General features: G+C 72.3%; 21 protein-coding genes. 12 read left to right on the top strand and 9 right to left on the bottom strand.

Annotation, left to right across the window (positions count from 1 at the left end; genetic code table 11):
- Positions 1-23: 23 nt before the first annotated feature.
- Together OG494_RS10500 and OG494_RS10505 are read right to left on the bottom strand one after the other, a co-directional pair.
- Positions 24-1061: a DNA polymerase IV gene (locus OG494_RS10500; RefSeq protein WP_328454370.1), complete on the bottom strand. Its 1038-nt coding sequence runs from the start codon at positions 1059-1061 to the stop codon at positions 24-26.
- 14 nt (positions 1062-1075) lie between these two features.
- Positions 1076-1339 carry a DUF3040 domain-containing protein gene (locus OG494_RS10505; protein WP_328454372.1) on the bottom strand — a complete coding sequence of 88 codons (264 nt, stop codon included), beginning with the start codon at positions 1337-1339 and terminating at the stop codon, positions 1076-1078.
- Between the two features lie 292 nt (positions 1340-1631).
- Here OG494_RS10505 and OG494_RS10510 point away from each other — a divergent pair, with 292 nt between their 5' ends.
- Positions 1632-2693 (top strand): cobalamin-independent methionine synthase II family protein, encoded by a 1062-nt coding sequence (locus OG494_RS10510; protein WP_328454374.1) that lies wholly within the window; start codon positions 1632-1634, stop codon positions 2691-2693.
- A gap of 39 nt (positions 2694-2732) precedes the next feature.
- Here the strand turns inward: OG494_RS10510 and OG494_RS10515 are convergent, their stop codons facing one another.
- Positions 2733-3365, bottom strand: a complete 633-nt coding sequence (locus OG494_RS10515; RefSeq protein WP_328454376.1) for a LysE family translocator — start codon at positions 3363-3365, stop codon at positions 2733-2735.
- A 31-nt stretch (positions 3366-3396) separates the two neighbouring features.
- Positions 3397-3873, bottom strand: a complete 477-nt coding sequence (locus OG494_RS10520; RefSeq protein ID WP_328454378.1) for a MarR family winged helix-turn-helix transcriptional regulator — start codon at positions 3871-3873, stop codon at positions 3397-3399.
- 77 nt (positions 3874-3950) lie between these two features.
- On the opposite strand from OG494_RS10520, the gene OG494_RS10525 reads away from it, so the two are divergent.
- The gene (locus tag OG494_RS10525) at positions 3951-4562 is read left to right on the top strand and encodes a GTP cyclohydrolase II (protein ID WP_328454380.1); all 612 of its coding nucleotides are present in this window, start codon (positions 3951-3953) and stop codon (positions 4560-4562) included.
- 16 nt (positions 4563-4578) lie between these two features.
- Here OG494_RS10525 and OG494_RS10530 read toward each other — a convergent pair whose 3' ends face one another.
- Positions 4579-5109 carry a MarR family winged helix-turn-helix transcriptional regulator gene (locus tag OG494_RS10530; protein WP_328454382.1) on the bottom strand — a complete coding sequence of 177 codons (531 nt, stop codon included), beginning with the start codon at positions 5107-5109 and terminating at the stop codon, positions 4579-4581.
- A gap of 98 nt (positions 5110-5207) precedes the next feature.
- On the opposite strand from OG494_RS10530, the gene OG494_RS10535 reads away from it, so the two are divergent.
- Together OG494_RS10535 and OG494_RS10540 are read left to right on the top strand one after the other, a co-directional pair.
- Complete coding sequence (locus OG494_RS10535; protein ID WP_328454384.1) at positions 5208-6170, top strand: MBL fold metallo-hydrolase; 963 nt, start codon at positions 5208-5210, stop codon at positions 6168-6170.
- A 2-nt stretch (positions 6171-6172) separates the two neighbouring features.
- Positions 6173-7678 carry an FAD-dependent monooxygenase gene (locus tag OG494_RS10540; protein ID WP_328454386.1) on the top strand — a complete coding sequence of 502 codons (1506 nt, stop codon included), beginning with the start codon at positions 6173-6175 and terminating at the stop codon, positions 7676-7678.
- A 48-nt stretch (positions 7679-7726) separates the two neighbouring features.
- Here the strand turns inward: OG494_RS10540 and OG494_RS10545 are convergent, their stop codons facing one another.
- The gene (locus OG494_RS10545) at positions 7727-9940 is read right to left on the bottom strand and encodes a discoidin domain-containing protein (protein ID WP_328454388.1); all 2214 of its coding nucleotides are present in this window, start codon (positions 9938-9940) and stop codon (positions 7727-7729) included.
- A gap of 485 nt (positions 9941-10425) precedes the next feature.
- Between OG494_RS10545 and OG494_RS10550 the strand changes: the two genes are divergently transcribed.
- Positions 10426-12144 (top strand): discoidin domain-containing protein, encoded by a 1719-nt coding sequence (locus OG494_RS10550; RefSeq protein WP_328454390.1) that lies wholly within the window; start codon positions 10426-10428, stop codon positions 12142-12144.
- Positions 12141-15071 carry a glycoside hydrolase family 3 C-terminal domain-containing protein gene (locus OG494_RS10555; RefSeq protein WP_328454392.1) on the top strand — a complete coding sequence of 977 codons (2931 nt, stop codon included), beginning with the start codon at positions 12141-12143 and terminating at the stop codon, positions 15069-15071. Before OG494_RS10550 ends, OG494_RS10555 begins: the two co-directional genes overlap by 4 nt.
- 38 nt (positions 15072-15109) lie before the next feature.
- On the opposite strand, the gene OG494_RS10560 is transcribed toward OG494_RS10555, so the two are convergent.
- Together OG494_RS10560 and OG494_RS10565 are read right to left on the bottom strand one after the other, a co-directional pair.
- Entirely contained in the window at positions 15110-16126 is a 1017-nt protein-coding gene (locus tag OG494_RS10560; RefSeq protein WP_328454394.1) for a LacI family DNA-binding transcriptional regulator, read from the bottom strand.
- 74 nt (positions 16127-16200) lie between these two features.
- Complete coding sequence (locus OG494_RS10565; RefSeq protein WP_328454396.1) at positions 16201-19359, bottom strand: discoidin domain-containing protein; 3159 nt, start codon at positions 19357-19359, stop codon at positions 16201-16203.
- Positions 19360-19604: 245 nt separating this feature from the next.
- On the opposite strand from OG494_RS10565, the gene OG494_RS10570 reads away from it, so the two are divergent.
- The 5 genes from OG494_RS10570 (at position 19605) to OG494_RS10590 (ending at position 24821) form a co-directional block, all read left to right on the top strand.
- Positions 19605-20369 (top strand): sulfite exporter TauE/SafE family protein, encoded by a 765-nt coding sequence (locus OG494_RS10570; protein ID WP_328454398.1) that lies wholly within the window; start codon positions 19605-19607, stop codon positions 20367-20369.
- A gap of 55 nt (positions 20370-20424) precedes the next feature.
- Positions 20425-22689 (top strand): xanthine dehydrogenase family protein molybdopterin-binding subunit, encoded by a 2265-nt coding sequence (locus OG494_RS10575; protein ID WP_328454400.1) that lies wholly within the window; start codon positions 20425-20427, stop codon positions 22687-22689.
- Positions 22686-23156: a (2Fe-2S)-binding protein gene (locus OG494_RS10580; protein ID WP_328454402.1), complete on the top strand. Its 471-nt coding sequence runs from the start codon at positions 22686-22688 to the stop codon at positions 23154-23156. Before OG494_RS10575 ends, OG494_RS10580 begins: the two co-directional genes overlap by 4 nt.
- Positions 23153-23971 carry an FAD binding domain-containing protein gene (locus tag OG494_RS10585; protein WP_328454404.1) on the top strand — a complete coding sequence of 273 codons (819 nt, stop codon included), beginning with the start codon at positions 23153-23155 and terminating at the stop codon, positions 23969-23971. The genes OG494_RS10580 and OG494_RS10585 overlap by 4 nt, the downstream gene beginning before the upstream one ends.
- A gap of 118 nt (positions 23972-24089) precedes the next feature.
- The gene (locus OG494_RS10590; protein WP_328454406.1) at positions 24090-24821 is read left to right on the top strand and encodes a flavin reductase family protein; all 732 of its coding nucleotides are present in this window, start codon (positions 24090-24092) and stop codon (positions 24819-24821) included.
- Here OG494_RS10590 and OG494_RS10595 read toward each other — a convergent pair.
- Positions 24778-25689: a hypothetical protein gene (locus tag OG494_RS10595; RefSeq protein WP_328454408.1), complete on the bottom strand. Its 912-nt coding sequence runs from the start codon at positions 25687-25689 to the stop codon at positions 24778-24780. The two genes, OG494_RS10590 and OG494_RS10595, sit on opposite strands and share 44 nt — an antisense overlap.
- A 272-nt stretch (positions 25690-25961) precedes the next feature.
- On the opposite strand from OG494_RS10595, the gene OG494_RS10600 reads away from it, so the two are divergent.
- Positions 25962-26885, top strand: a complete 924-nt coding sequence (locus OG494_RS10600) for a 2-dehydropantoate 2-reductase (protein WP_328454410.1) — start codon at positions 25962-25964, stop codon at positions 26883-26885.
- Positions 26886-26939: the final 54 nt, after the last annotated feature.

Genomic DNA, 26939 nt, shown 5'->3' on the forward strand with positions numbered 1-26939 from the left:
GCGGTTCTAACCGCCCTGAACACTCACGACGGGTCTTGGTCCTCCCGCGGGAACTCCGCGCGTACGCCGAGCAGCCGCACCGCCCGCGTCAGCTCGAACATCGCCAGCACCTCCTGCGCCGCCCGGTCCAGCTCCGCCGGGTCGGACGTCGGTTCGGGCAGCGTCACGCTGTGCGTGTGGGTCATGAACGGCACGAACCGGACCTTCACCGCCACCCGCGCCGCCGGGCGGCCTTCCTCCAGCACGTCCTGTGCCACGCGCTTCGCCAGCGCTGACACCTCCGCCGCCATCTCCGCCGGGTCCGCGAGGTCACGCTGGAACGTCGTCTCGCGGCTGCGGGAGCGGGCCACGTACGGCGTCGCGCTCACCTCGGCGTCGCTGATCCCGCCGCCGAGCAGGCGCAGCCACGGGCCGGTCTTCGGGCCGAACCGCGCGGCCAGCACCTCGACGTCCGCGCCGGCCAGGTCCAGGACGGTGTGGACGCCCAGCTCGGCGAGCTTCTTCGTGGTCTTGCCGCCGATGCCCCACAGCGCGTCCGTCGGGCGTGCGGCCATCACGTCCCACCAGTTGTCCTGCGTCAGCCGGAAGATCCCGCCCGGCTTGCCGAAGCCGGTGGCGAGCTTGGCGCGCAGCTTGTTGTCGCCGATCCCGACCGCGCACGACAACCCGGTGTCCCGCATGACCGCCGCTCGCAGGTTCCCGGCCAGCGCTTCCGGGTCGTCGACCGTCGCGCCGACGAACGCCTCGTCCCAGCCCAGCACCTCGACGACCACCGGGAACTCCCGCAGCGTGGTCATCACGTGCTCGGAGACCTCGAGGTAGGCCGGGGGATCGGAGGGCAGGAAGACCGCGTCGGGACAGCGTTTCGCGGCGATCCGCAGCGGCATGCCGGAGTGGACCCCGAATTCGCGGGCTTCGTAGGACGCGGTCGCCACGACGGCGCGCTCGGCCGGATCGCCGGTGCCGCCGACGACCACCGGCTTCCCGCGCAGCTCCGGGCGCCGGGCGATCTCGACCGCGGCGATGAACTGGTCGAGATCGACGTGCAGGACCCACTTCACGGGCCCAGTCTGCCTCAGATGCGGTGCCGCGCCACGTGGGTCCAGACCGTGCCGGTCAGGGCGAGGATCCCGCAGAGCGTGACCCCGGGGTCGGGCAGGACCAGCCCGACGACCAGCAGCGTCACGGCCGCGACGTCGAGGGCGATGAGCAGCGCGGTCTTGAGCGCGCGAGGTTTCCGGCGCCGGCCCTCGCGCAACGCCGTGGCCAGGTCGGGATCACTGAGCTCGAGGCCGCGCTCGATCTTCTCGAGCTCGGTTCGATCGTGGTGACTGAGCATCGGAGTACTCCTTCGGCGCCGAACCCGCCGTTGCGCAGAGCAGATACCCAATCGTCCTCCGGGCGAACCGCCGAACGACGTCTTATTTCGTGCTTTTGGTTGCGCCGACCGGGTGATCTCCGATCCGTGACGGGTCATGGTCACGTTAGGTTTCCTTCGAACGTGGCCGGTCACGGCCCGGACGACGGACTGGGGCGCTCGGCAGACGGGCGGTCGTGGGGACGGGCGGTGACCGCGGCCTGCTGTCGTGCGGGCGGGGGCCGGCCGGCATCTCAAGCAGCTGGAGGCCTTGATGACCCTGCCCACCGAACCGATCGGCAGCATTCCCCGTCCGGACTACCTCATCGCGGGACTCGGGGAGTTCGCCGCCGGCCGGATCGACGCCGCCGCGCTCGCCGAGCTGGAGAGCCGCGCGCTGGCCGACACGATCAGCCGGTTCGAAGAGACCGGCTCGCCCGTGCTGACCGACGGCGAACAGGGCAAGCCGAGCTTTGCGACGTACCCGCTGGCCGGGCTCACGGACCTGGCGCCGGACGGCGTCGTCATCCCGTTCGCCGACGGGCACACCCGGCAGCTGCCGCGGCTGACCGCCGGGCCGTTCCGCTACGCGACCCACGCGGACGAGTACCTGAAGCGCGCCAAGGCGTTGACGGACAAGCCCATCAAGCAGGCCGTGATCGCCGCGTCCGCGGTCTCGCTCGTCTACCCGGGCGACGGCATCGAGGGCTACTCGCAGGAGCAGTTCGTCGCGGACCTGGTGAACGAGGCCGAGGCGGACATCCGCCGCAGCTTCGAGGCGGGCGCGGACAGCGTGCAGATCGACTTCACCGAAGGGCGGCTGTCGCTGAAGCTCGACCCGTCCGGCGGGCTGCTGCGGCAGTTCATCGACCTGAACAACGCCGTGCTCGACCGGTTCACCGCCGAGGAGCGCGCGAAGATCGGCGTCCACACCTGCCCGGGTGGCGACCAGGACTCGGTGCACAGCCTCGACGTCGACTACGCGGGTCTGCTGCCGGCGCTGTTCGACCTCAAGGCGGGCAACTTCTTCGTCCAGCTCGCCAGCGAGGCCGACCCGTCGCACGCGCTCGAGGTGATCCAGGGCGTCCGCAAGGCCGACCAGAGGGTGTTCGTCGGCGTGATCGACCCGATCGATCCGCGCGTCGAGACGGCCGAAGAGGTCCGCGACCGGGTGCTCGCCGCCGCGCAGTACATCCCGGCCGACCGGCTCGGCACCTGCGACGACTGCGGGTTCTCGCCGTTCGCCGACGACACGTCGACCTCGCGCGACATCGCGTTCGCGAAGATCACCGCCCGCGTCGAAGGCACGAAGCTGGCCGCCGAGAAGCTGGGCTGACCGCGGTGCCGGGGGCCGCGCTTGCGGCGGCCCCCGGCGTCACGCGGTCCCGACGGCGACCCGGACCCCGAGCCCGACCAGCACGGTGCCCATCACGGCGTCCAGCCCGCGACGCACCCGGCCGGAGCTGAAGAAGCGTCGCAGCGCGCCGACCACGACGGCCAGGGTGACGAACCACAGCACGGTGCCGGCGGTGGCGATCGCGGCCAGTTCGAGCGTCTGCAGGGTGGAGCCGTCCGCGGGCAGGAACTGGGGGAGCAGCGCCAGGAAGTACACGGCGACCTTCGGGTTGAGCAGGTTGGTGAACAGCCCCTGCCGGAACGCCGCCCAGGCCCCCTTCGGCTTCACGGCGGGCGTCTCGCCGAGGTCGCGGTACTCCCCGCGCCGCACGGCCAGCCACGCCCGGATCCCCAGCACCACCAGGTAGGCGGCACCGACGAGCTTGACGACGGTGAACGCCGCGGCGGAAGCGGTGAGCACGGCCGCGACGCCGAGCGCGATCGCCACGACCCAGGCGAACACCCCGAGCGCGATCCCGGCCCCGGCGGCGATCCCGGCCCGCCGCCCGCTGGTGAGCGAAGACTTCGTGACCACGACGAAGTCCGGCCCGGGCGACATCGCCCCGAGGATCACGACGAGCAGGAACGACGCGGCGGTGGCACCGGGGATCATGAACCCGAGGATAGAGCCGGGCGCCAGCGGTTTAGCTCGCTTCGACGCAGGGTTCCCCGGTGCAGAGGTGGCCGCACAGGGCGTCGACGCCGTCCGCCAGCGCCGTGAACTGCTCCGGCTCCAGGCCGTCGACGAACAGGGACCGGACCAGCTCCGCGTGGCCCGCCGCCGCCGCGCGCAGGCGGGCGTGGCCCTCTTCGGTGAGGTAGGCGAGGACGCCGCGGTCGTCCGACGGGCACGAGCGGCGGCCGACCAGGCCCGCCTTCTCCAGCTGGGCGACCTGGTAGCTCAGCCCGCTCTTCGACGTCAGCGCGGCGCCGGCCAGTTCGGTCATGCGCAGCTCGCCGTCCGCCGCGGACAGGCGGGCGAGGACCTCGTACTGCGGGTGCGACAGCCCGGCGTCGTCGCGCAGCTGCTGCTCGACCTTGCGGGTCAGCAGGGTGCCCGCCATCAGGAAGCCCTGCCACGTCTTCAGCTCGCGCTCGGTCAGCCACCGGGGATCGCCCATGCGTCCATGGTATCAAGATTGTTCGAATTTGAACTTCGTGTAGGGTCGATCTTGTGGGCGACTCCAGGGGAGACAGCATGACGGCTGAGGTGCGGACGCGGGTGCGGATCCCGCTGCGGCTCGACGGCGGGTTCACGGTGGACGCCGAGGCCGTCACGTTCCGCGGCCTGGCCGACGACGGCGAGCACCTGGCGTTCGTGCTGGGCACGCCGGGCGAGGTTCCGCTGGTGCGGCCGCATTCCGAGTGCCTCACCGGGGACGTCTTCGGGTCGGCGCGCTGCGACTGCGGCCCGCAGCTGGCGGAAGCCGTCGCGCGCATCTCCGAGGCCGGCGGGTACCTGCTGTATCTGCGCCAGGAGGGCCGGGGGATCGGTCTCTACAACAAGCTCGACGCGTACGCCCTGCAGGACGACGGCCTCGACACCTACGCCGCGAACGCCGCGCTGGGCCTGCCCGAGGACGCCCGCGACTACACCGTCGCCGCCCAGATGCTGGGCGCGCTGGGCGTGGACCGGGTGGACCTGCTGTCGAACAACCCGGACAAGGCCGCCCAGCTGCGTGCCGCGGGGATCGCGGTGCGCGACCAGGTCGCGACCGGCGTGTACGCGACGGAGAACAACGTCCGGTACCTGCGCGCCAAGGCCGAGCAGACCGGCCACACGCTCACCCTCCCCGGCATCGCCAGCTGACCCCCGCGTACTTCGGCTAGGCCAGGCGCTGGGCGGCCGCTGCAGCGGGGCCGGTGGTGAGCTTCTCCAGGAGTCCGATGAGGACGGTGCGTTCCTCCGGCGTGAGCGAGGAAGCCCAGGCCTGCTCGCGTTTGTTGTGGGCCTCGTAGGCGTCGGTGACGGCCGCGTGGCCCTTCTCCGTGATCGCCAGGCTGACCGCGCGGCGGTCGTGGGGGACCTGGGTGCGCGTCACCAAGCCGTCCCGTTCCAGGGTCTTGACCAGCGCCGACACCGCCGCGCGGCTCATGCCGGCCAGGCGCGCGACGTGGCGTGACTCCAGCGGGCCGGCCAGCCAGAGCACGAACAGCACCCGGAACCCCGCCCAGCTGAAGCCGCGGGGGCGGTGGACCGTCGACTCCCAGTCGTAGACCAGCGCGCCCGTCAGCCGGTGCAAGGTCAGGCCGAGGCGCATCGCGACCGGGTCCGTCGTCGGCAGCTCGGCCTGCGTCCTCCCGATCGCGTACTCGACGAACGACAGGTAATCGAGGTCGGCCGGCTGGTCGGTCATGCGGGTCAGGTTAGGCGACGAGGGGTTCCGCGCGGGCGTCCGCCGGGTTAGCCTGGCCGCGGCCGATGGTCAAACCTTTGATCACAGGAGCGCTCGTCGTGACGAAAAAAGCCTTCGCCTCCTCGGCGGACCTGGCGGAGAAAGCGCAGACCCTGGAGGTCCTCGCGGACGGCGTCTACGCGCTGACCGCCGAGGGCGACCCGAACATCGGCGCCATCGAGGGGGAGGACTTCCTCGTCTGCTTCGAGGCACTGGCGACCCCGGTCGCGGCGCGCGAGTGGCTCGCGAAACTGCGTGAGCACACCGACAAACCCGTGCGGTACCTGGTGTTGAGCCACTACCACGCCGTCCGCGTGCTCGGCGCGTCCGCGTTCGACGCCGAGGTGATCGTCGCGCACGAGAACACCCGCGCCCTGGTCGCCGAGCGCGGCAAAGAGGACTGGGCGAGCGAGTTCGGCCGGATGCCGCGGCTGGCGAAGAGCGCGGAATCGGTGCCCGGGCTGACCTGGCCGACCCTCACCTTCTCCGACCGCCTCACCATCGACCTCGGCGGCGACCGCGGTGACCTCGTCCTCCAGTACTGCGGCCGCGGCCACACCGAGGGTGACCTCGTAGCCTGGCTGCCGCGGCAGAAGATCCTCTACGCCGGCGACCTGGTCGAGGCGGAAGCCGCGCTCTACACCGGCGACGCGTTCCACCGCGACTGGTCGACGTCCACTTTGGACCGTGTCGCCGAGTTCGGGGCCGAGACGCTGATCGGCGGCCGCGGCGGGGTGAGCCGCGGCAAAGACGCCGTCGACGCCGCGATCGCGCAGACCCGGCACTTCCTGACGACGATGCTGCGCGAGGTCGGCGCGGTCCGCGACGCCGGCGGCACGCTCAAGCAGGCCTTCGAACGCACTCACGCGGCGCTCGTGGACCAGTACGGTCACTGGCCGATCTTCGAGCACTGCCTGCCCTTCGACGTCTCCCGGCTGTGGGACGAGCTGGGCGGCATCGAGCGGCCGGTGGTGTGGACCGCCGAACGCGACCGCGAAGTCTGGGACCAGCTGCAGGACTGACGATGACCGTCGCCGTCCTCGGCAGTGGCCCGGTCGGGCAGACGGCCGCGCTGCTGCTCGCGCGCTGGGGTGTGCCGGTCGTGCTCGTCGACGAGCACCCGGTGCGCGATCCCGTCGGGTCCAAGGCGATCTGCCAGCAACGGGACACCTTGGACGTCTGGGCCTCGCTCGGCGCCGGCTGTCTCGCCGAGGAAGGCCTGACCTGGACGACCGCGCGGACCTTCCACCGCGACCGGGAGCTGTTCTCGCTGACGCTGCCGGACGGCGGGTCCGCGCTGCCGCCGTTCGTCAACCTCTCGCAGGCCCGCGTCGAGGAGGTCCTGGACGGGCTGATCGCGCGGCAGCCGCTGATCGACGTCCGCCGCGGCCACCGCGTCACCGGCCTGACCCAGCCCGGCCGCGTGGTCGTCGAATGCGAGACGCCCGACGGGCCGCGCCGGATCGAGGCCGACTACGCGATCGCGTGCACCGGCGCGCGCGGCGACGCGGTGCGCCGCGCCGTGGGGGAGCGGCTGACCGGCGTCTCGTTCCCGGACCTGTTCCTCATCTGCGACATCCACGCCGAGCTCGACGGCTGGGCGGCCGAGCGCCGCTTCTACTTCGACCCGCCGTGGAACCCCGGCCGGCAGGTACTGATCCACCCGTGCCCCGGCTCGCGGTTCCGGATCGACTGGCAGGTGCCCGCCGACTACGACCTCACCGTCGAGGAGACGCAGGGGGCCCTGGACACCCGGATCCGGGCGATCCTCGGCGATCGGCCGTACGAGGTGCGGTGGCGGTCGGTGTACCGGTTCCACACCCGGCTGGTCCGCCGGATGCGCGCCGGCCGGGTGCTGCTGGCCGGGGACTGCGCCCACCTGGTCGCGCCGTTCGGCGCCCGCGGCCTGAACTCCGGCGTCGCGGACGCGGAGAACGCCGCGTGGAAGCTCGCGTGGGTGCTGCGCGGCCTCGCCGGGGACGCGCTGCTGGACAGCTACCACACCGAACGGCACGCGGCCGCCGTCGAGAACGCCGAGGTGACCACGGCGACGATGGACTTCCTGGTGCCCCAGGACGAGAAGCGACGCCGGCACCGCGCCGACGTCCTGGCGCGGGCGGCGCACGACCCGGCCGCGCACGCCGAGGTCGACTCGGGCCGGCTGGCCGAGCCGTTCTGGTACCCGGGATCCCCGTTGACGACCCCGGATCCGCGCCGCGAGTTCGCCGGCCGTCCGCCACGCGGGGCCTTGCCGCCACCCGGTCCCGGCGTCCTCCTGCCCGACGTGACCGTCCCGGGTGGACGGTTGCGAGACCTGGCGCGGCAAGGGTTCCTGCTGTTGACGACACCGGGCGTGGACGCCGCCGGGATGCGGTCGGCGGCGATCCCGGTGGGTGGTGCGCTGGGCGCGCGTCCGGGCGAGGCCTGGCTGGTCCGCCCGGACGCGTACGTCGCCGCGGTGCTGCCGGACCCGACCGCGCCGGAGGTCGCCATTGCCCTCCGGCGCGGCTCGGGCGGCACTTTCACGTGAAAGTGACCACCTGGGGGCGGCACTTTCACGTGAAAGTGCCGGTCCGGGTCACGGGTAGTTGTTCAGCGGGCTCACCTGGTTGGCCTGGTTCGCCGCCGCGCCCGTGTCGTTGATGACGTGCGCGATCGTGCCCACGCCGCCGAGCGAGACCGAGACCAGGTTGTGGAACCGGACCCCGCTGGTGTTCGGCACCTCGAACGAATGACTGGCCACAATGGACGGATTGGTCTGGAAGAAGCAATAACTGCCCACCCCCCAGGCCTCGTGGCTGGTCACCGAGTCGGCCACCTTGTACGCCGCCCAGCCCTGCCGGCCGCCACCGCTGGACCAGGACGCCTGGTCCGGCGGGTCGTACGGCATCTCGTTCTGGAAGAAGTACGTCCGCCCGCCGTTGCCGTTCCAGAGCACCTCGTACTGCTGGTAGTGCTCGACGAACAGGCCGTACATCGTCACGTTCGCGCCGTTGACGACCAGGCCGTTCGCCGCGGTGTTGACGTTCCAGCCGACGCCGTTCGAGTGATCGCCGCGCCACAGCCACATGTGGTCGCCGATGACGTTGTTCGAGTTGACCACCAGCGTCTGCGTCGCCCGGCCGACGGCGGCGCCGCCGATCCGGAAGAACACGTCGTGCAGCGACGTCGGGTCGGCCGCGTGGTTCGCGGCCGAGCCCGGCTGCCCGATCTGCATGAGCACCGGCGAGTTCACTGCACCGGCGTCGATCAGCAGGCCGCCGATCTTCACACCGTCCACATCGGACACCGTGATGGCCGCGGTGCCGGTGGTCGGCTGCAGCGTCGCCAGGCCGAGGCCGAGCACCACGGTGTCCGGGCGCGTGACGTTCAGAGCCTGGTCGAGGTGGTAAACCCCCGGGGTGACGAGCAGGTTCTTGCCCGCCGCCAGCGCCGCGTTGATCGTCGCGGCCGAGTCGGACGGCTTGGCCACGTAGAACTCGCTGAGCGAGATCGACGACCCGGCCGGCGCGCCGTGACCCCAGCTGGTGCCGACGGAGTTCTGCCGCAGCGCGGGCACGAACACGTTGTAGCTGCCCGAGCCGTCGACGTAGAGGAACGGCTTCTCGCGGCTGACCGGCGTCTGGTTGACGACGGTCTCCGGCGGGTTCGGGAACGACGCGGCCGGCGTGCCGGTCGACCCGACGAACACCATGTTCCAGACGCCGCCCGCCCAGCTGCCGAGCTCGCTGTTGCGGGTCAGGAACTGCTGCTGCGAACCGGAGACGGCCTGGCCGTCGATCTTGCTGTCGGCGATCAGGCCGCCACTGGCCCAGCCGTCCCCGCCGTTCCACAGCTGGATCTGGCTGCCCTTCAGGTGCATCCGGCGGTACGGCGCGGCCTGCGCGACCGCCCACCGCTCGACCTGCCCGGCCGGCAGCGTCACCGACAGGTTCTCCGCGGAGCGCCAGAAGTTCTGCGTCGCGTTGCCCTTGTTGGCCGGGTTGTCACCCTGCTGCAGCCAGTCCGCCTCGACGCGAACGTGCCCGTTGAGGTTGACGTCGTCGGGGGACAGGCCGAGCCCGGCGACCTGCTCGTAGAACCCGAGGTTGACGTCGGCGTTGTAGCTGCCCGGCTTGAACAGCACGGCGTAGCGCTGGTCGCCGAACTGGTTGGTGTGCTGCTGGTTCGCGATCTGCGTCAGCCGGTCCTGGATCGTCGACGCCGGGGTCGACGGGTCGAACACCGACACGTTCGGCCCGAGGTCCGGGTTGCGCGGGTCGGTCGGCGGGATCGTGGTGCCGCCGCCGGTGCCGTGCGCCGCGACCTCCCACAGGGAGTACCCGTACCCGGTGGCCCGCTGGGTGCCGTTGACCCGCAGGTAGCGGGCCGTGCCGGTGACGGGCACGGTCTGCGTGCCGCCGGTGCCGGTGGTGGTCGAGTACGCGTCGGTCCAGCTGGTGCCGTTGCTCGAGAGCTGGACCGTGAACGCCTTGGCGTACGCGGCTTCCCACGTCAGCACGACGTCACAGAGCTGCTGTGCCGAGCCCAGGTCGACCTGGAGCCACTGCGGGTCGCTGAACGCGCTGGACCAGCGGGTGCCCGGGTTCCCGTCGACCGCGTTCGACGCGGGGGTGCCGCCGTTTTCGGTGGACGACGCGGTCGCCGCGGCGCCCTGGGCGAGGTTCGTGGTCCCGCACGTGGCGGCCTGCGCCGGTGTGGAACCGAGGACGGTCGCCGTGGCGAACGCGGTGAGGAGGGTGGTGGAGACGGCGAGGAACCGCCGTCCCCGGGAGAACGTCGTTGATCTCATCTGCCTGCCTGATCGGTCGGAGAAACTCCGGCGGGCCGCGCTCGGGGCGCGGCGGCGTGCCGGGCGGGCCCCACTGCCCGCGCCGGCGTCCGGGTGGTGCGACGGGTCCGCGGCCGGGGCGTCCGCCGGGCCCCGTGAGCCGGGGAGCGGGGCGAAGCGGGCGGCGAGACGGCGAACCAGTCAGCCCGAAGGGGTGGAATCGATCCAGGTGGCGGCCGCGGAACCGGTTCCGTCGAAGCGAGGAGCAGTTAACATCCCGCGCCGGGCAAGCGTCAAGGTTCCGGGCGGGATTCCTTCTCCCGGCCCAGTGTTCCGGCCGTTCCGGGACCACCCGGCGCACCGCCGTTGACATTTTCACGCTCTTTATTTATATCTTGAACTAAGAGCGTACCGAAGAGGCGGGCCCCACACCCGCGCCGAGGCCACGTGAGCCGATCCGTGCCGGGGCAAGGATGCCCCGGCGCCGGTCCGCCGTGGAGGTTCCCATGCACCGACGCATGAAGCGACCCCGAGCCCGCTTGGGCGTGCTCACCGTTCTCACCCTGGCCCTGGCCGCGCTGCTCACCGCGCCCGACGCCCAGGCCGCGCCCGTCCTGCTCTCCCAAGGCCGTCCCGTGACGGCGTCGTCCACCGAAAACGCCGGCACCCCGGCGTCGGCCGCGGTCGACGGCGACGGCGGCACCCGCTGGTCCAGCGGGTTCAGCGATCCGCAGTGGCTGCAGGTCGACCTCGGATCCACCCAGCAGCTGTCCCAGGTCGTGCTGAACTGGGAAGCCGCCTACGCCAAGGCGTTCACGATCCAGGCGTCCACCGACGGCGCCACCTGGACGTCGCTGTACTCGACGACCGCCGCCACCGGCGGCACGCAGACCCTGAACGTCACGGGCAGCGGCCGGTACGTCCGGCTCACCGGCACCCAGCGCGCCACGCAGTACGGCTACTCGCTGTGGGAGTTCCAGGTCTTCGGCGGGGGCGGCACCACCCAGCCCGGTGACGTCCTGCTGTCGTACGGCAAGTCCGGCTCGGCCTCGTCGTACCAGGACGACGGCGCCTGCCCGGGCTGTCTCCCGGCCAAGGCGTTCGACCACGACCCGGCGACGCGCTGGGCGACCAGCGCGACCACCGGCTGGGTCGACCCGGGCTGGATCACCGTCGACCTCGGGGCCACCGCGAACGTGCACCAGGTCGTCCTGCAGTGGGACCCGGCCTACGCGGTCGCGTACCAGCTGCAGGTGTCGAACGACAACGCGAACTGGACGTCGCTCTACTCGACGACCACCGGCAAGGGCTTCAAGGAGACCCTGACCGTCAACGGCAGCGGCCGGTACGTCCGGATGTACGGCACCGCGCGCTCCAACGGCTACGGCTACTCGCTGTGGGGCTTCGACGTCTACGGCACCGGCGGCAACCCGACCACCGTGCCGCCCGCACCGCCGGCCCCGCACTTCCCAGGCACGCTGGTCTGGAGCGACGAGTTCAACGGCGCCTCGGGCGCCGGCCCGGACGCCAGCAAGTGGACCGCCGAAACCGGTCCGGGCGTCAACAACGAGCTCGAGTACTACACGAACAACAACAACGCCAAGCAGGACGGCCGCGGCAACCTGGTCATCCAGCTCCGCCGCGAGGCGACACCGGGGTCGGCGTGCCCGGTCGACCCGATCAGCGGCAGCGGCACCTGCCAGTACACCTCGGGCCGGATCAACACCGCGGGCAAGTTCAGCTTCACCTACGGTCACGTCGAGGCCAACATCAAGGTCTCCGGCACACAGGGGCTCTGGCCCGCGTTCTGGTTGCTGGGCGCGAACTTCTTCAGCGGCACGCCGTGGCCCAACTGCGGTGAGATCGACATCATGGAGCACGTCGGGAAGTCGCCGAACCTGGCCTACTCGACGATCCACGCCCCGGCCTACAACGGTGGCGGCGGCATCGGCGCGCCCTTCGACGTGGGCCAGGACGTCTCCGCCGGGTTCCACAAGTTCGGCCTCGACTGGGACGCCTCCCACATGACGTTCTCCGTGGACGGCAACGCCTTCGAGACGATCAACCGCGACACCGTGGAGAGCACTCGTGGGCCGTGGGTCTACGACCACCCGTTCTTCCTGATCCTCAACAACGCCATCGGCGGCGACTTCCCCGGGCCGCCGGGAGCCGGGACGGTGCTGCCGCAGGACATGGTGATCGACTACGTCCGGGTGTACCAGTGAGGCGGCGGCTCGCGCTCGTCACGGGAGCGGTGGTCGCGGCGGGCCTGCTCACCGCGCCACTGTTCACCGCGCAGGCCGCACCCACCCTGCTCTCGCAGGGCCACGCGGTGACCGCGTCCTCCACCGAAAACGCCGCCTTCCCGGCTTCGGCCGCGGTCGACGGCGACCCCGGCACCCGGTGGTCCAGCCTGGCCGCCGACCCGCAGACACTGCAGGTCGACCTCGGCGGCTCGCACACGCTCAACCAGGTTGTCGTCCAGTGGGAGGCGGCCTACGCGAAGGCGTTCACCATCCAGGCGTCGGCCGACGGCAACCAGTGGTCGACGGTGTACTCGACGACCACCGGCACCGGCGGCACCCAGACACTGCCGGTGTCGGGCAGCGGCCGGTACGTCCGCCTGACCACGACCCAGCGCGCGACCCAGTGGGGCGTGTCGCTGTGGGAATTCCAGGTCTTCGGTGACGGCACGGCGCAGGCGTGCGGCAGTGCGAACGCAGGCCTGCGGCAGCCGTCGTCGGCCTCCAGCGTCCAGTCCGACGCCTTCCCGGTCAGCGCCGCCTTCGACGGCGACACCGGGACGCGCTGGTCCAGCCTGGCCACCGACCCGCAGTGGATCCAGGTCGATCTGGGCAGTTCACGGCCGGTGTGCGGCGTCGACCTGACGTGGGAAGCCGCGTACGCGAGCGCGTACACGATCCAGCTGTCCATGAACGGGACGTCGTGGACGACGGCGGCGACGGTGACCGGCGCGGGCGGAACCGAGCACCCCGCGGTGAGCGGCACCGCGAGGTACGTCCGGCTCAACGCCACCGCGCGGGCCACCCAGTGGGGCATCTCCCTGTGGGAGTTCGCCGTCCACACCAGTGACAGCGCGCCGCCGACGACCACGCCGACCAACCCGGGTGGCTGCCCGTGGGTCGGCTCGACGGCGCCGGTCGCGGACCGCGTGAACCAGCTGATGGCGGCCATGACGGCGCAGCAGAAGACCAAGGTGCTGCACGGCAACGGCGCGACCGGGCCGTACATTGGCGACACCGACGCGGTGCCCGAGCTGTGCATCCCGGCGCTCGGCCTGCAGGACGGCCCGGCCGGGGTCGGCGACGGCCTCGACGGCGTCACCCAGTTCCCGGCGCCGGTCACGGCCGCCGCGACCTGGGACACCGGCCTGATCAACCGGTACGGCTCCGCGATGGGCGCCGAGTTCGCCGGCAAGGGCGTCGACATCGCCCTTGGCCCGACGATCAACCTCGTCCGCGACCCCCGGTGGGGCCGCAACTTCGAGACCTACGCCGAGGACCCGTACCTCGCCGGGGCGGCCGGGACCGCGACGATCCAGGGCATCCAGAGCCAGGGGGTGATGGCGCAGGCCAAGCACGCGGCGGCCTACAACGTCGAGGCCGGGGCGTCGCGCGGGACGCCGTCGGACAACGTGATCATCGACGACCGCACCCTGCACGAGCTGTACCTGCCGGCGTTCCAGCAGGTCGCGAGCCAGGGCCAGGTCGCGTCGATGATGTGCGCCTACAACCAGATCAACGGCGTCCCGGCCTGCCAGAGCAGCGGGGTGCTGACGACCGCGATCAAGCAGGACGCGAACTGGGGCGGTTTCGTCGGCTCCGACTGGGGCTCGGCGACCGGCGGTCCGCGGCAGCTGGCCAACGGCGGGCTCGACATGGAGATGCCCGGGGCAGCGTTCTTCGGCCAGGGCTTGCTCGACGCCGTCTCGCGCGGTGAGGTCACGCAGGCGCGGGTCGACGACATGGTCCGGCGCGTGCTGACCCAGATGTTCAAGTTCGGCGTCTTCGACCGGACCCGGCGCGGCACCCCGCAGTCGGTCGTGACCAACGCGGCGAATGTGACTACCGCCCGGGACGTCGCGGCGGCCGGGTCGGTGCTGCTGAAGAACAACGGCGTCCTGCCGCTGACCGCGGCGACCAAGTCGATCGCGCTCTCCGGCGGCGACGGGATCGACCCGCAGAACATCGGCGGCGGCAGCGCCAAGGTCAACCCGTCCCCGGCGTCGGTGAACCCGATCAACGGGATCAAGGCGCGGGCCGGCTCCGGCGTCACGGTGTCCTATGTGGACGGCGCCGGCGAGCACGTGCAGACGCCGAACATCCCGGGCGCCGTGACGGCGGCGAAGGCCGCGGACGTCGCGGTCGTGTTCGCCGGCTACGGCGAGTCCGAGACCCAGGACCTCGACACGATCGACCTGCAGAACCAGCAGAACGACCTGATCGACGCGGTCGCGACGGCCAACCCGCGCACGATCGTCGTCCTCAACACCGGGTCGGCGGTGACCATGCCGTGGCTGTCGAAGGCGGCGGCGGTCATCGAGGGCTGGTACCCGGGGCAGGAGAACGGCAACGCGATCGCGTCGCTGCTCTACGGCGACGTCAACCCGTCGGGCAAGCTGCCGGTCAGCTTCCCGAAGCAGATCGCCGACCTGCCGACGGCGAACGTCCAGCAGTTCCCGGGCGCCAACGACCGGATCGAGTACTCGGAGGGCCTCAACGTCGGGTACCGCTGGTACGACACCCGCACCATCGAGCCGCTGTTCCCGTTCGGCTTCGGCCTGTCGTACACGACGTTCGGGTTCTCGAACCTGGTCGTCACCCCGCAGGGCACCAACGGCACGGCGACCGTGACGGCGACGGTCACCAACACCGGCACCCGCGCGGGCGCCGACGTCGTCCAGCTCTACGTCGGGCAGCCCGCCGCCAACGGCGAGCCGCCGAAACAACTGAAGGGGTTCAAGAAGGTGCAGCTCAACGCCGGCCAGAGCCAGCAGGTGTCGTTCCCGCTCACCCCGCGGGACCTCGCGCACTGGACCGGGTCGTGGACGACCAACGCGGGCCAGTACCGCGTGTCGGTCGGGGACTCGTCGCGCAACGTCCCGCTGTCCGCTGCGCTGAACGTTTCCTGAGCGCTCGGTGCCGGTTGTCGTGAGTGTTCAGGGCGGTTCTAACCGCCCTGAACACTCACGACGGCCGTCGACTCGCGGATCACCAGCGTCGTCGGCACCACGAGCGGTGCGCTCGGAGACGGCGCCCCGGCGAGCTGCGCGAGCAGCTGCCGGGCCGCCGTCTCTCCCATCGCGCGCAACGGCTGGCGGACCGTCGTGAGCGGGGGCTGGGTGTGCGCGGCGAGGGGGATGTCGTCGAAGCCGATCACGGCGACGTCCGCCGGCACCGCGCGCCCGGCCTTCCGCAGCCCGCTCAGTACGCCGGCGGCGGTGAGGTCGTTGTGCGCGAAGACCGCGTCGAACGCCGGGCCGGTCTCCAGCAACTGCAGGATCGCGGCTTCCCCGCTTTCGCTGGTGAAGTCGCCTTCGATGATCAGCCGCGGGTCGAGGGTGCCGCCCGCTTCGAGGATGGCGTCGCGGAAGCCGTTGAGCCGGTCGCTCGTGCAGCCGAAGTCGCGCGGCCCGGTCACGGTGGCGAGGCGGGTGCGGCCGGTTTCGAGCAGGTGCCGGGCCGCGTCCGCGCCGCCTCGGCGGTTGCTCGTCCCCACCGAGGGGAACGAGGGACGGCGGCCGCGGTCGTCGATCACCACGACCGGCAGCCCGGAGTCGTGCAGCACCCGCAGGTGCCGCACCGCGTCCGGGGGTTCGACCAGCAGCAAGCCGTCGAACGCCTTCGCCGACACCTGCCGCGAAAACTCCTCCAGCGAGTCGGCGCCGCGGTTGGCGGTGGACAGCAGCAGTCCGTAGCCCTTCGACTCCACGACGTCGGCCACGCCTTGGAGCACCTCGCCCATCCACGGCCAGGTCAGCCCCGGCACCAGCATCCCGACCGTGCGGGTCACCCCGCGCGCCAGCCCGACCGCGCCGGCACTGGGGATGTAGCCGGTCGCGGCGATCACCTCGCGCACCCGGATGGCGGTCGCCGCGTCCACATCGGCCTTGTTGTTGAGCACCCTCGACACGGTCGTCTTGCTCACCCGCGCGCGGCGGGCGACCTCGGCGATCGTGACGCGCATGCGACCTCCCGGCGGGTGCCTTGTGTGGTGCCAAGGTACTCGCCCCGGGCACCTCGTGGGCCGCCCGAAATCGATCAAGTCCGGACGGACAACCGCGTGAGGCTCGCGTCGCCGCTTCGCCAGTCGAGGGTGCGTACGGCGAGGTAGCGCACGTCTCCGGTGACGGCGGCGGTCGTCGTGCGGGTGCGGGTCGGCTTCGCGGCCGTTGCGTAGGTGACGCCGTCCGTGCTGGTTTCGACGGCGCAGGCCGGGACCCGGCCGGACGTCCAGGCGAGTTCGGCCGCGGAAACCGGCCGTACCGCACCGAGATCGACGACCAGCCGGCCACCCGGGCCCGGCCGCCACGCCGTCGCCGGGTCGTCGTCGACCGCCGCGCCCGGATCGGACGTCCCCGCCGGCAGCGGTTCCGCCGGGAACGTGACGGCCCCGAGCGCGAGGTCGGCCAGCGGGTACGGCCGGACTTCCGGGACGACGACGGGCACGGTCCGGCCGGGGATCAGCAGGACGGGCCGCGCGAGGCCGCCGTCGGGTTCCACCGTGATCAGGACCGGCAGCCCGGACGCCGCGGTGAGGTCGACCCGGCCGGCGTCGCGCACGACCGCCTTGAGGCCGATCGGGATCGCGCGGCCGAACGTGCCGCGCAGGGTGAACCGCGGCGGTTCGATCCGGCCCTCGGCGGCGGCCAGTGTGAAGGTGACGGCGGTGCCGGCCGTGGTGACGACCTGTTCGCCGCGGTACAGCTCGAGCGCGGAGCGATCCTGCGGGAGGTTCGCCGTGCCGGTCGCCGCGGCGGCGGAAAGGTTGGCCAGCACGAGGAATCCGTCCGTGACGCTCGCGCGGACGGCGGCCGCGGTGGTGCTCGCGCGGGCGCGGCCGGCCAGCTTCGCCAGGCCCGCCGGGTCGGGGTACAGCTCGGCCAGCAGCGGCGCGGCCGGGCCGTCCGAGAGCGTGACGCTCGTACCGACGACGGTGAGCGGGTTCGGCCCGGACACGACGAGCCCGGCCCGGCCGTCGACGTCGAGCCAGCCGTGGGTGCTGCTCAGCGCGGGTTTCGGGAAGCTCGCCACCGGCGTCCAGGCCGAGCCGTCGGGGGACGTCTCGACGCGGTACGCGCGTCCGGCGGCCGCTTCCCAGCTCAGCCGGACGCGGTCGAACGCCTTCGCCGCGCCGAGGTCGACCGCGAGCCAGCTGTCCGCCCGCGGCCGGTCCGATGTGGACACCGCCCAGCGGGTGGTCGTGTTGCCGTCGTTGGCGTACTTCGCTTCCTTGCCCGCGGTGGCCGAAGACGCCGACGCGGTGCCTGTGACGGCCAGGTCCGGGCCGGTGCCGTCGTGGACCTCGAAGGCGTACAGCGAATAGCCGTACGCCGGATCCGGGCGGACGCCGAGCATGCGGACGAACCGGGCGGTGACCGGCGTGAAGGTCAGGTCGTCGGTCCGCGGGCCGCCGGCCGGCGCGTCCTGGGCGGACACCGTCACCGTGCCCTCGGCGGCGGTGTAGGCGCGGTCGCCGTCGAGCCCGGGAACGCCCGGCATGGCCAGGTTGTACACCGTGAAGGCGCCTTCGCCGGCCGCGACGCCGGTACTCGTGTACACGGCGGTCCCGGTGGGCAGGGTGGCGAGCGCGGCATAGCCGGCGTCGAAGCGCAGCACGCCGAACGTGCCGTCGAAGCCGTCCCGGACCCGGGTCCAGGTCGTGGCGTGGCGTTCGCGGACGGCGAGGTTCGACGCGGGCAGCAGCATCGGCGTCGCCCCGCCGAGCGCGAACAGCCAGTCGTCGTGGTGGGGCTGCCAGGCGAACTTGACGAACCCGGCTTTGCTCACCGTCGCGGCCCAGGCGGCGGGGGAGCGGTGGGCGAGCAGCCCCGGCCCGGCGCCGAAGTCGGCGACGCCGGCGGCGTGCGCGTCGAACTCCTTCCCGCTCACCGGGACGACCGGGCCGCCGTGCGCGGCGCGCCACTCGTGCAGCAGGTAGCTGATGGCGACCTCGGCCCGCGCCTCCGGCTCGTACTTCGGTTCGCCGGAGAACTTCGTGATCCGGTCGGCGGGCGCGTAGGCCTGGTACGGCTCGAGCCGGGCGGCCAGGTCGGCCTCGGCGCGGGCGGCGTAGCGGTCGCCGAGGACCTGCGCGCGGAAGGCGAGCGGGATGACGTCGCGGCCGTAGAGGTGCTCGCGGTCGGCGACCATCGGCATCAGCGGCTCGCCGGCGTCGCTGGTCATCAGCAGCATGGTGCGCCAGAGCAGTTCGCCGTTCGGCTGGGCGGTGAGCACCTCGGGCAGTGGCTTCCCGGCGAGCAGGAAGTGCATGGAGTTGCGGCCGGACGTGCGCCAGAGTTCCTCTTGGTAGTGCGGGCCGAAGGAGCCGTGGTTCTCGACGAGGAACGTGTCGTAGAGGTTGGTCGCCGTGTTCGCGCTGATCGGGTGACCGTCGACGAGCCGCGGGTTGGCCAGGTCGGCGGCCGGCAACCCGCCCTCGTTGCGGCTCCACGACCCGAAGGCGTCCCGCCAGGCGGCGGCGCGGGCGTCACCGGGCGCCCAGGCGAGGGCCGGGGCGAGCGACTGGGCGTAGACACCCATCTCTTCCAGCTTGGTGTCCCCGACGTGGCCGCCGAGCAGGCCGTTGGGCGTCCAGCCGCCCGACGTCGGATCGTCCTGGGTGCCGAGCGCGGTGGTGTAGGCGGCCTGTTCGGTGGTGATGCGCTCGACGTTCGCCCGCGTGGCCGCGTCCAGGTCCGTCCACAGCAGCCGCGCGGCGAGCAGGAAGTACGACTGGAAAGTGGTGTCGAAGAACAGCCGCCGGCCCCACTCGGTCCCGCCGGTGAGCAGGTTCGACGCGGCGAAGTGCTTTATCGTGTCGAGCGTGTGCGTCCGCAGGGTGGCCTGGTCGACTCCGGCGACGGCGGCGTCGTAACCGTCGCGGGTCAGCAGCAGGGCGTTGCCGAGGACGACGGCGAAGGTGAAGTCCTTGGCCGGGTAGATCCCGGCCGCGGTGTCGAACTGCGATTCGGCCCAGCGGGTGTGCCGGAGCAGGACCCGCAGGTAGGTCGCGGCGACGGCGTCCGGCGGCCCGCCCTTCGGCTTCCCGGCGGGGCCGGCTTCCGCCGCTTCGGCGACCCCCGGCAGCAGCCCGGCGGCCAGCATCGCCGCCGCACTGCCCGCACCCAGCAGGCTCAGGGCCCGTCGCCGGTTCAGCTCGCCCATGGTCCGGCCTCCGCTCTCTGACAACCTTGTCATCGCGGCGATTCTGGGACGGCCCGCCCGCCCCGGGCAACCCCGGCGGCCGATCTCGTCCGGTTTCGGACAAGGCCCGGGTAATTCGTATAACAACCTATACCCGCGCTGTCCGGTTGGGGGTGACCCGGGAACTCCGTGAATGGCACATCGAGGGACGTAGAGTCCCTCGATGTGCCATTCACGGACGTGAACGGTGGGAGCAAGCTCACCGCCGGGCGCGGGCTGGGGCGTGTTGAGATGACAACGTGATCACGGACCCCGGGGTGCTGCTCCTGCTCGTGCTCGCCGGGGTCGGTGCCGGGCTGACCGGGGCCACCGCCGGGCTCGCGTCGCTCGTGTCCTACCCCGCGCTGCTCGCGGCCGGGCTGCCGCCGGTCGTCGCGAACGTGACCAACACCGTCGCCATGCTCGGGACCACCGCCGGCGGGGCCGCCGGGGCGCGGCCCGAGCTCGCCGGGCAGCGCGACCGGATCCTCCCGCTCTGCGTCATCACCACGATCGGCGGCGCGGTCGGCGGGGTCGTGCTGCTGCTGACGCCGGCGGACGCGTTCACTGTGATCGTGCCGTGGCTGATCGGCGGGGCGTCGGTGGTGCTGATGGCGGGTCCGCGGCTGCGCCGGCTTGCCGAAGGCGCCGAACACCACGGGCTGAGCCCGGTGACCGGCGCGTTCGCCTTCGTCATCGGCATCTACGGCGGGTACTTCGGTGCCGCCGCGGGCGTGCTCATGCTGGCCCTGCTGGTGTCGGTGTGGAGTCAGCCGCTCGCCCGGACCAACGCGGCGAAGAACCTGGTCACCGGGTCGGCGAACCTGCTCGCCGCGCTCGTCTTCGCGGTGACCGGCAAGGTCGACTGGCCGGCCGCGCTGGCCGTCTGCCTCGGCTCGCTCGGCGGCGCCTGGCTCGGCGCGACGATCGTGCGGCACCTGCCCGCGACGCCGTTGCGGATCGGGATCGGCGTCGCCGGGCTCGTGCTGGCGGTCGTCTTGGGTCGGCAGGCCTTCGCGGCGTGACGCCGGGCCGCCGGAGGGGGCATGATCGGCGGGGTATCGGCGAGCAGGAGACCAGATGAGCATTGTCGGGACCAGGGTGGTCCGCCAAGAGGATCAGAACCTGATCACCGCGGGCGGGACCTACGTCGACGATCTGCGGGAGGAAGCGCTTTCCGGCGCCGCGCACGCGGTGTTCGTGCGCAGTCCCATCGCGCACGCGCGGATCGGCGGCATCGATGTGAGCGAGGCGCTCGCGGCGCCGGGGGTGCTCGGCGTGTACACCGCCGCGGACCTCGGGCTCGAGCCGCACGACGCCGGTCCGGTGAAGGAACCGTGGCTGGCCGCCGGAGTCGTCCGGTATGTCGGCGAGCCGGTCGCGCTCGTCGTCACCGAGCAGCGGTACCAGCTGGCCGACGCGGCCGAGCTGGTCGACGTCGACTACGAGCCCCTCGACGCCGTCGCGAGCATCGACGCCGCGCTGGCCGGTGAGACGCTGCTGTACCCGGAAACGGGCAGCAACGTGGTGCAGGTCCACGGCGCCGAGGAGTTCGACGACGCGATCTTCGACGGCTGCGACGCGGTCGTCACGCAGACGATCGTCAACCAGCGTGTCGCCCCCGCGCCTCTCGAAGTCCGCGGCGCGTCGCTGGTCTGGGGCGCGGACGGCCGGCTCACCGCGTGGCTGTCCACGCAGAACGCCCAGATCGCCCGGTCGCAGCTGGCCGGCAGCCTCGGCGTCGGCGAGGAGGCGGTGCGGGTGATCGCCCCGGACGTCGGCGGCGGCTTCGGCGCGAAGATCGGCGCGGACCCGGAGGTGACCGTCCTCGGCTGGGCGGCCAAGCGGCTCGGGCGGGCGGTGCGCTGGATCGAGTCCCGCAGCGAGAACCTGACGTCGATGACGCACGGGCGGGGCCAGCAGAACACCGTCACCATCGGCGGCAAGCGGGACGGCACGGTGCTCGCGTACCGCCTCGACGTCGTCCAGGACGCCGGCGCCTACCCGCGGACGTTGTTCCTGCCGACGCTCACCGAGCTGATGGCCGTCGGCGTCTACCGGTTCCCGACGGTCGAGACGCGCAGCCGCGGTGTCGTCACGAACACGACGCCGATCGCGGCCTACCGCGGCGCGGGCCGCCCGGAGGCGACGGCCGCGCTCGAACGGGCCATGGACGTCTTCGCCGCCGAGATCGGGCTGGACCCGGCCGAGGTCCGCCGGGTCAACTTCATCCGGCCCGAGGAGTTCCCGTACCAGACGCCGACCGGCGCGTCCTACGACTCGGGCGAGTACGCCGCGGCGCTGGACAAGGTCCTCGAAGCCGGCGGCTACGCCGAACTGCGCGCCGAGCAGCAGCGGCGGCGCGACGCCGGCGACCCGGTCGAACTCGGCCTCGGGCTCGCCGCGTACGTCGAGATCACCGGCGGTGACGGGGGTGGCGAGAGCGGGCGCGTCGACATCCACCCGGACGGCTCGGTCGTCGCCTGGACCGGCAGCTCGCCGCACGGGCAGGGGCTGGGCACGTCGCTGGCGATGCTGCTGTCGGACCGGCTGGGCGTGCCGCTGGAGAAGATCACGGTCCGCCACGGCGACACCGACGAGGTGCCCAAGGCGATCGGCACGTTCGGCTCCCGCTCGCTGCAGCTCGGCGGGTCGGCCATCCGGCAGGCGGCCGACGAGGTGATCGCGCAGGCCCGCGAACTGGCGGCCGAGCTGCTGGAGGCGTCGGCCGACGACCTCGAGCTGGACGTCGAACGCGGGGTCTGGCAGGTCCGCGGCGCGCCGTCGAGCACGGTGCTCAGCTGGGCGCAGGTCGCCGGCACGGCCGGGGATGGCAAGATCACCGCGGACGTCTGGTTCGGCGGCGGCAAGCCGACGTTCCCGTTCGGCGCGCACCTCGCGGTCGTCGAGGTCGACACGGAGACCGGCAAGGTCGTGCTGCGGCGGATCATCGCCGTCGACGACGCCGGCCCGATCGTCAACCCGCTGACCTTCCGCGGCCAGCGGCACGGCGGGCTCGGCCAGGGCGCCGCCCAGGCGCTCATGGAAGTCGTCACCTACGACGAGGACGCCAACCCGACCACCGCGACGCTGGCGGACTACTCGTTCATCACGGCCGTCGAGCTGCCGGACTTCGAGCTCGTCGACATGGCGACCCCGACCGACCGGAACCTGCTGGGCGTCAAGGGGATCGGCGAGGCGGCGACGATCGGCTCGACGCCGGCGGTGCACAACGCCGTGGTCGACGCGCTGGCCACGCGCGGCGTCCGGCACCTGGACATGCCCACGACCCCGATCCGGGTCTGGGCGGCACTTGAAGCAGCTAGCAAGGAGAACCCGCGGTGAAGGTCTCGATCGAGGTCAACGGACGGCCGGTGGCCGAGGAGGTGCCGGACCGGACGCTGCTGGTGCACTTCCTGCGCGACACCGCCGGGTTCACCGGCACGAACATCGGCTGCGACACGACGTCGTGCGGCGCCTGCACGGTGCTGCTGGACGGGGAGTCGGTCAAGTCGTGCACGGTGCTGGCCGCGCAGGCCGACGGCCACGCCGTCACCACCGTCGAGGGACTGTCCGGTACCGGTGGTGAGCTGCACCCGGTGCAGCGGGCGTTCCGGGAGCAGCACGGCCTGCAGTGCGGGTTCTGCACGCCCGGGATGATCATGGCGTCGGTGTCGCTGCTCGTGGACAACCCGAAGCCGACGCGCGACGAGGTGCGTGCCGGGCTCGAAGGAAACCTGTGCCGCTGCACGGGTTACCACAACATCGTCAGCTCCGTGATGGACGCTTCCGGGCAGGAGGTGGACCGGTGATCCCCGCCGAGTTCCGCTACGAGCGCGTGTCCACAGTGGACGAGGCGCTGGCCCGGCTGGCCGAGCACGGCGACGACGCCAAGGTCCTGGCCGGCGGGCATTCGCTGCTGCCGCTGATGAAACTGCGGCTGGCCGCGCCGGAGTACCTGGTGGACATCGGGCCGGTCGACGAGCTGCGCTACGTCCGGCTGGACGGCGACGAGGTCGTCATCGGCGCCCTGACCCGCTACAGCGACCTGGAGCAGGACCCGGTGCTGCGGGAGCACGCGCCGCTGCTGGCGCACGCGTCGGGGGAGGTGGGCGACCGCCAGGTCCGCCACCGCGGCACCCTCGGCGGCTCCCTGGTGCACGCCGACTCCGCGGCCGACCTCCCGGCGGCGATCCTGGCGTCGGACGCCGTGCTGGTCGCGCGCGGCCCGTCGGGCGAGCGCCGGATCCCGGCGGCGGAGTTCTTCCTCGGCCCGTTCACGACGCCGCTGGAGCCGGACGAGCTGCTGACGGAGATCCGGCTGCCGCGTCAGACGGGCCTCGGCTGGGGCTTCGAGAAGTTCACCCGCCGCGCGCTCGACTGGGCGATGGTCGGCGTGGCCGTGGTCGGTGGCAAGGTGGGCCTGGTCAACATGGCCGGCGTCCCGCTGCGCGCGTCGGCGACCGAGGCGGCCCTCGCGTCCGGCGCGTCCATCGAGGACGCCGCGGCCCTGGCGGCCGAGGACACGAACCCGCCGGACGAGCCCCACGCGACGGCGGAGTACCGCCGCCACCTGGCGCGCGTCCTCACCCGCCGCGCGCTCACCCAGGCCGCCGCCCGCTCCTGAAGTCCGTGAATGGCACATCGAGGGACTCAGCGTCCCTCGATGTGCCATTCACGGCTGGTGATCGCGACGGCCGATTCCCGCCAGCGAGGGGAGTGGCCGGGGCGCGAGGATGGGTGGCGTGAAGACGGAAACCCTTGCGCACACGGCCATCGAGCCCGGAATCCTCTACTTCGGCACGCCCGTGGTGCTGATTTCGAGTTCCAATGAGGACGGTTCGGCCAACCTCGCCCCGATGTCGTCCGCGTTCTGGCTCGGCTGGCGCGCGATGCTCGGGCTCAGCGCGCGCTCGCACACCACCCACAACCTCCTGCGCACCCGCGAGTGCGTGCTCAACCTGCCCTCCGACGCGCTCGCCGCGCACGTCGACCGGCTCGCCATGACCACCGGCTCGGACCCCGTGCCCGACGGGAAGCGGAAGCGCGGGTACTTCCACGTCGCGGAGAAGTTCGAGCGGGCCGGGCTGACGCCGGTGCCGTCGGAGACCGTGGCGCCGCCGCGCGTCGCCGAATGCCCGGTGGCGATGGAGGCGGTCGTCGAGGCCGTGCACCCGGTCGCCGACGCCGACGAGCGGCAACGCGGCGGCATCGTCGCGATCGAGGTGCGGGTGCAGCGCGTCTTCGTGCACGACGGGATCCGCCTGCCCGGCAGCGACGACCGCATCGACCCGGACGCCTGGCGGCCGCTGATCATGAGCTTCCAGAAGCTCTACGGCCTCGGCCCGCAGGTCCACCCGTCGACGCTGGCCCGGATCCCGGAACGGCTCTACCGCGGCCCGGACATCGACCGGGCCCGTGGCGTCACCGGCGTCACGTCGCGCTCAGCTGCTTCAGCAGGGGAGCGAGCGTCGTGATCCCCGCCGTCACGGCGGCGCGGCCCTTCGCCGAGCTGACCAGCGGTTGCTGGGTCAGCAGGACGACGACGTAGCGGTCGTTGACGACCCCCGTGGTGTTCAGGACGAGCGCGTCGCGCAGGACCATCCAGCCCTGCTTGACCTGCCACGACGTCCCGGGCAGCCCGTCCGGGATGCCGAAGTACTGGTCCCAGCCGTCGTCGGCCGGGTTCCGGGCGTCGCCGAGCGCGGTGAGCAGCGGCTGCGCGACGTCGTCGGGCACGGTGTCCTCGAGGTACTCGTAGGTCGCGACGACGTCGGCGGCGCTCGTTTTCGCCATGCCCCACTGGGTCGGGTCCGCGGGCGGCGTCGTGTGCGTGAGGCCGATCAGCGCGGCGGTGCGGGTGACGATCTCGTTGCCGCCGTTGCGTTCCCAGAGTTCCGAGGCGATCCCGTCGTTGCTGCCCGCGAGCATGTCGGTCAGATCGTCGACCGTGCCGGCGTCCGGGAGCGCCCAGCCGCCGTCGGTGTCGCGGACCTCGTCGATCGCGATCAGCAGCTTCACCACCGAAGCGGTGTAGTACGGCGTATCGCGGTCGGCGGAGGCCAGTTCCTGGCCCGGCTGCCGGTCGAACAGGACGAATCCGGCGTCGGTGCCGCGGGAGGCGGCGGCCACGGCGTCCGCCACCCCGTCGGCGACGGCGGAGAGGTCGGGGTAGGGGACCGTGGTGGTGCTCGGCGCGGGCGGTCCGACCTCGGTGTCCTGAGGCGGGTCCGGCGTCGCCGTCGTGCTCCGCGCGGCGGGCGTGACCGCCTGCCCGCAGGCCGCGACGAGCAGGGTCGCGGCGAGCGCGGCGGCCAGGCCCAGGCCGCGGATCGGTCTTCCCATGCCTGGTCAACGCCTCGCGGTGCCCGTTCGGCAGCCGATTTCACCTGTCCGTTCGCTGTGTCTTGCTGTGCGGAAGCTGTGGTCGCCGCCGCGGAACACGGCCGCGGCGGCCGTTGCCGTGGGGGCACCTTTAGGGACCCAAGAGTCGTGAGGGGCACCCTCAGGGACCCAAGAGTCATAAGGGTGCCCCTCACGGCGGGGGAGACCGGCGGGAGTCGACCAGCGGATGGGACTCCGGCGGCCGGACACCCGCCGGGCGTAGCGTCGCGGGCGTGAACGACTTGCGGATCCTGGTGGTGGGTGCCGGTGCGACCGGCGGGTACTTCGGCGGCCGGCTGTTGCAGGCGGGCCGGGACGTGACGTTCCTCGTCCGGCCGGGGCGGGCGAAGGTGCTGCGGGAGCGCGGGCTGCGGATCGTCGGGCTCGGCGAGGAGACCGTGCTCGACCCGCCGCTCGTGGAAACCGGGGCCCTCGAAGGAACCTACGACCTCGTGCTGCTCGCGGTGAAGGCCACCGCGCTGACCGGCGCCATCGACGATTTCGCGCCCGCGGTCGGCCCGGGAACGCTGATTCTGCCGTTCCTCAACGGATTGGCGCACATCGACGTCCTCGCCGCGCGGTTCGGTGCGGCGGCGGTTCTCGGCGGGGTGGCCAAAGTCGTGACCACGGTCGACGACGACGGCGACATCCGGCGGCTCGCGCCGCTGCAGAACCTGGTCTACGGCGCCCGCGCCGAACCGGTCCCCTCGCGGCTGTCCCAGGTGGACGCGGCGCTGACCGGCGCCGGGTTCCCGGCTGCCCGCGAAGACGCGATCACCGGGGCCATGTGGGCGAAGTGGGTGTTCATCGCGTCGATCGGCGGGGTCAACGCGCTGATGCGCGGCACGACCGGCGACGTCGTCGCGGTGCCCGGTGGCGCGGCGTTCGCCGAGGCGGTCGTGGCGGAGGCCGCGGCCGTCGCCGAAGCCGCCGGATACCCGGTGCCCGCTGCGGATCTGGACGCGACACGCCGAACGGTGACCGACCCCGGAACGGGTGGTTCTTCGCTGTACCGCGACCTTCTCGGCGGTCACCCGGTCGAGGGGGACCAGATCTTCGGCGACCTCACCGCGCGTGCCCGTGAGCTGGGCGTTTCCGTGCCGCTGCTGGATCTCGTCACCCTGCAGCTGCGCGTGCACAATCACCGCGTCGAGTGAGAGGTCCACTGTGGGCCACTTGCCCGCCCAGGACAGGGATCGTGGTCTTTCGGG

Origin of the sequence: Amycolatopsis sp. NBC_00438, from assembly GCF_036026695.1 — a bacterium.
In the GTDB taxonomy this organism is placed as follows: Bacteria; Actinomycetota; Actinomycetes; order Mycobacteriales; family Pseudonocardiaceae; genus Amycolatopsis.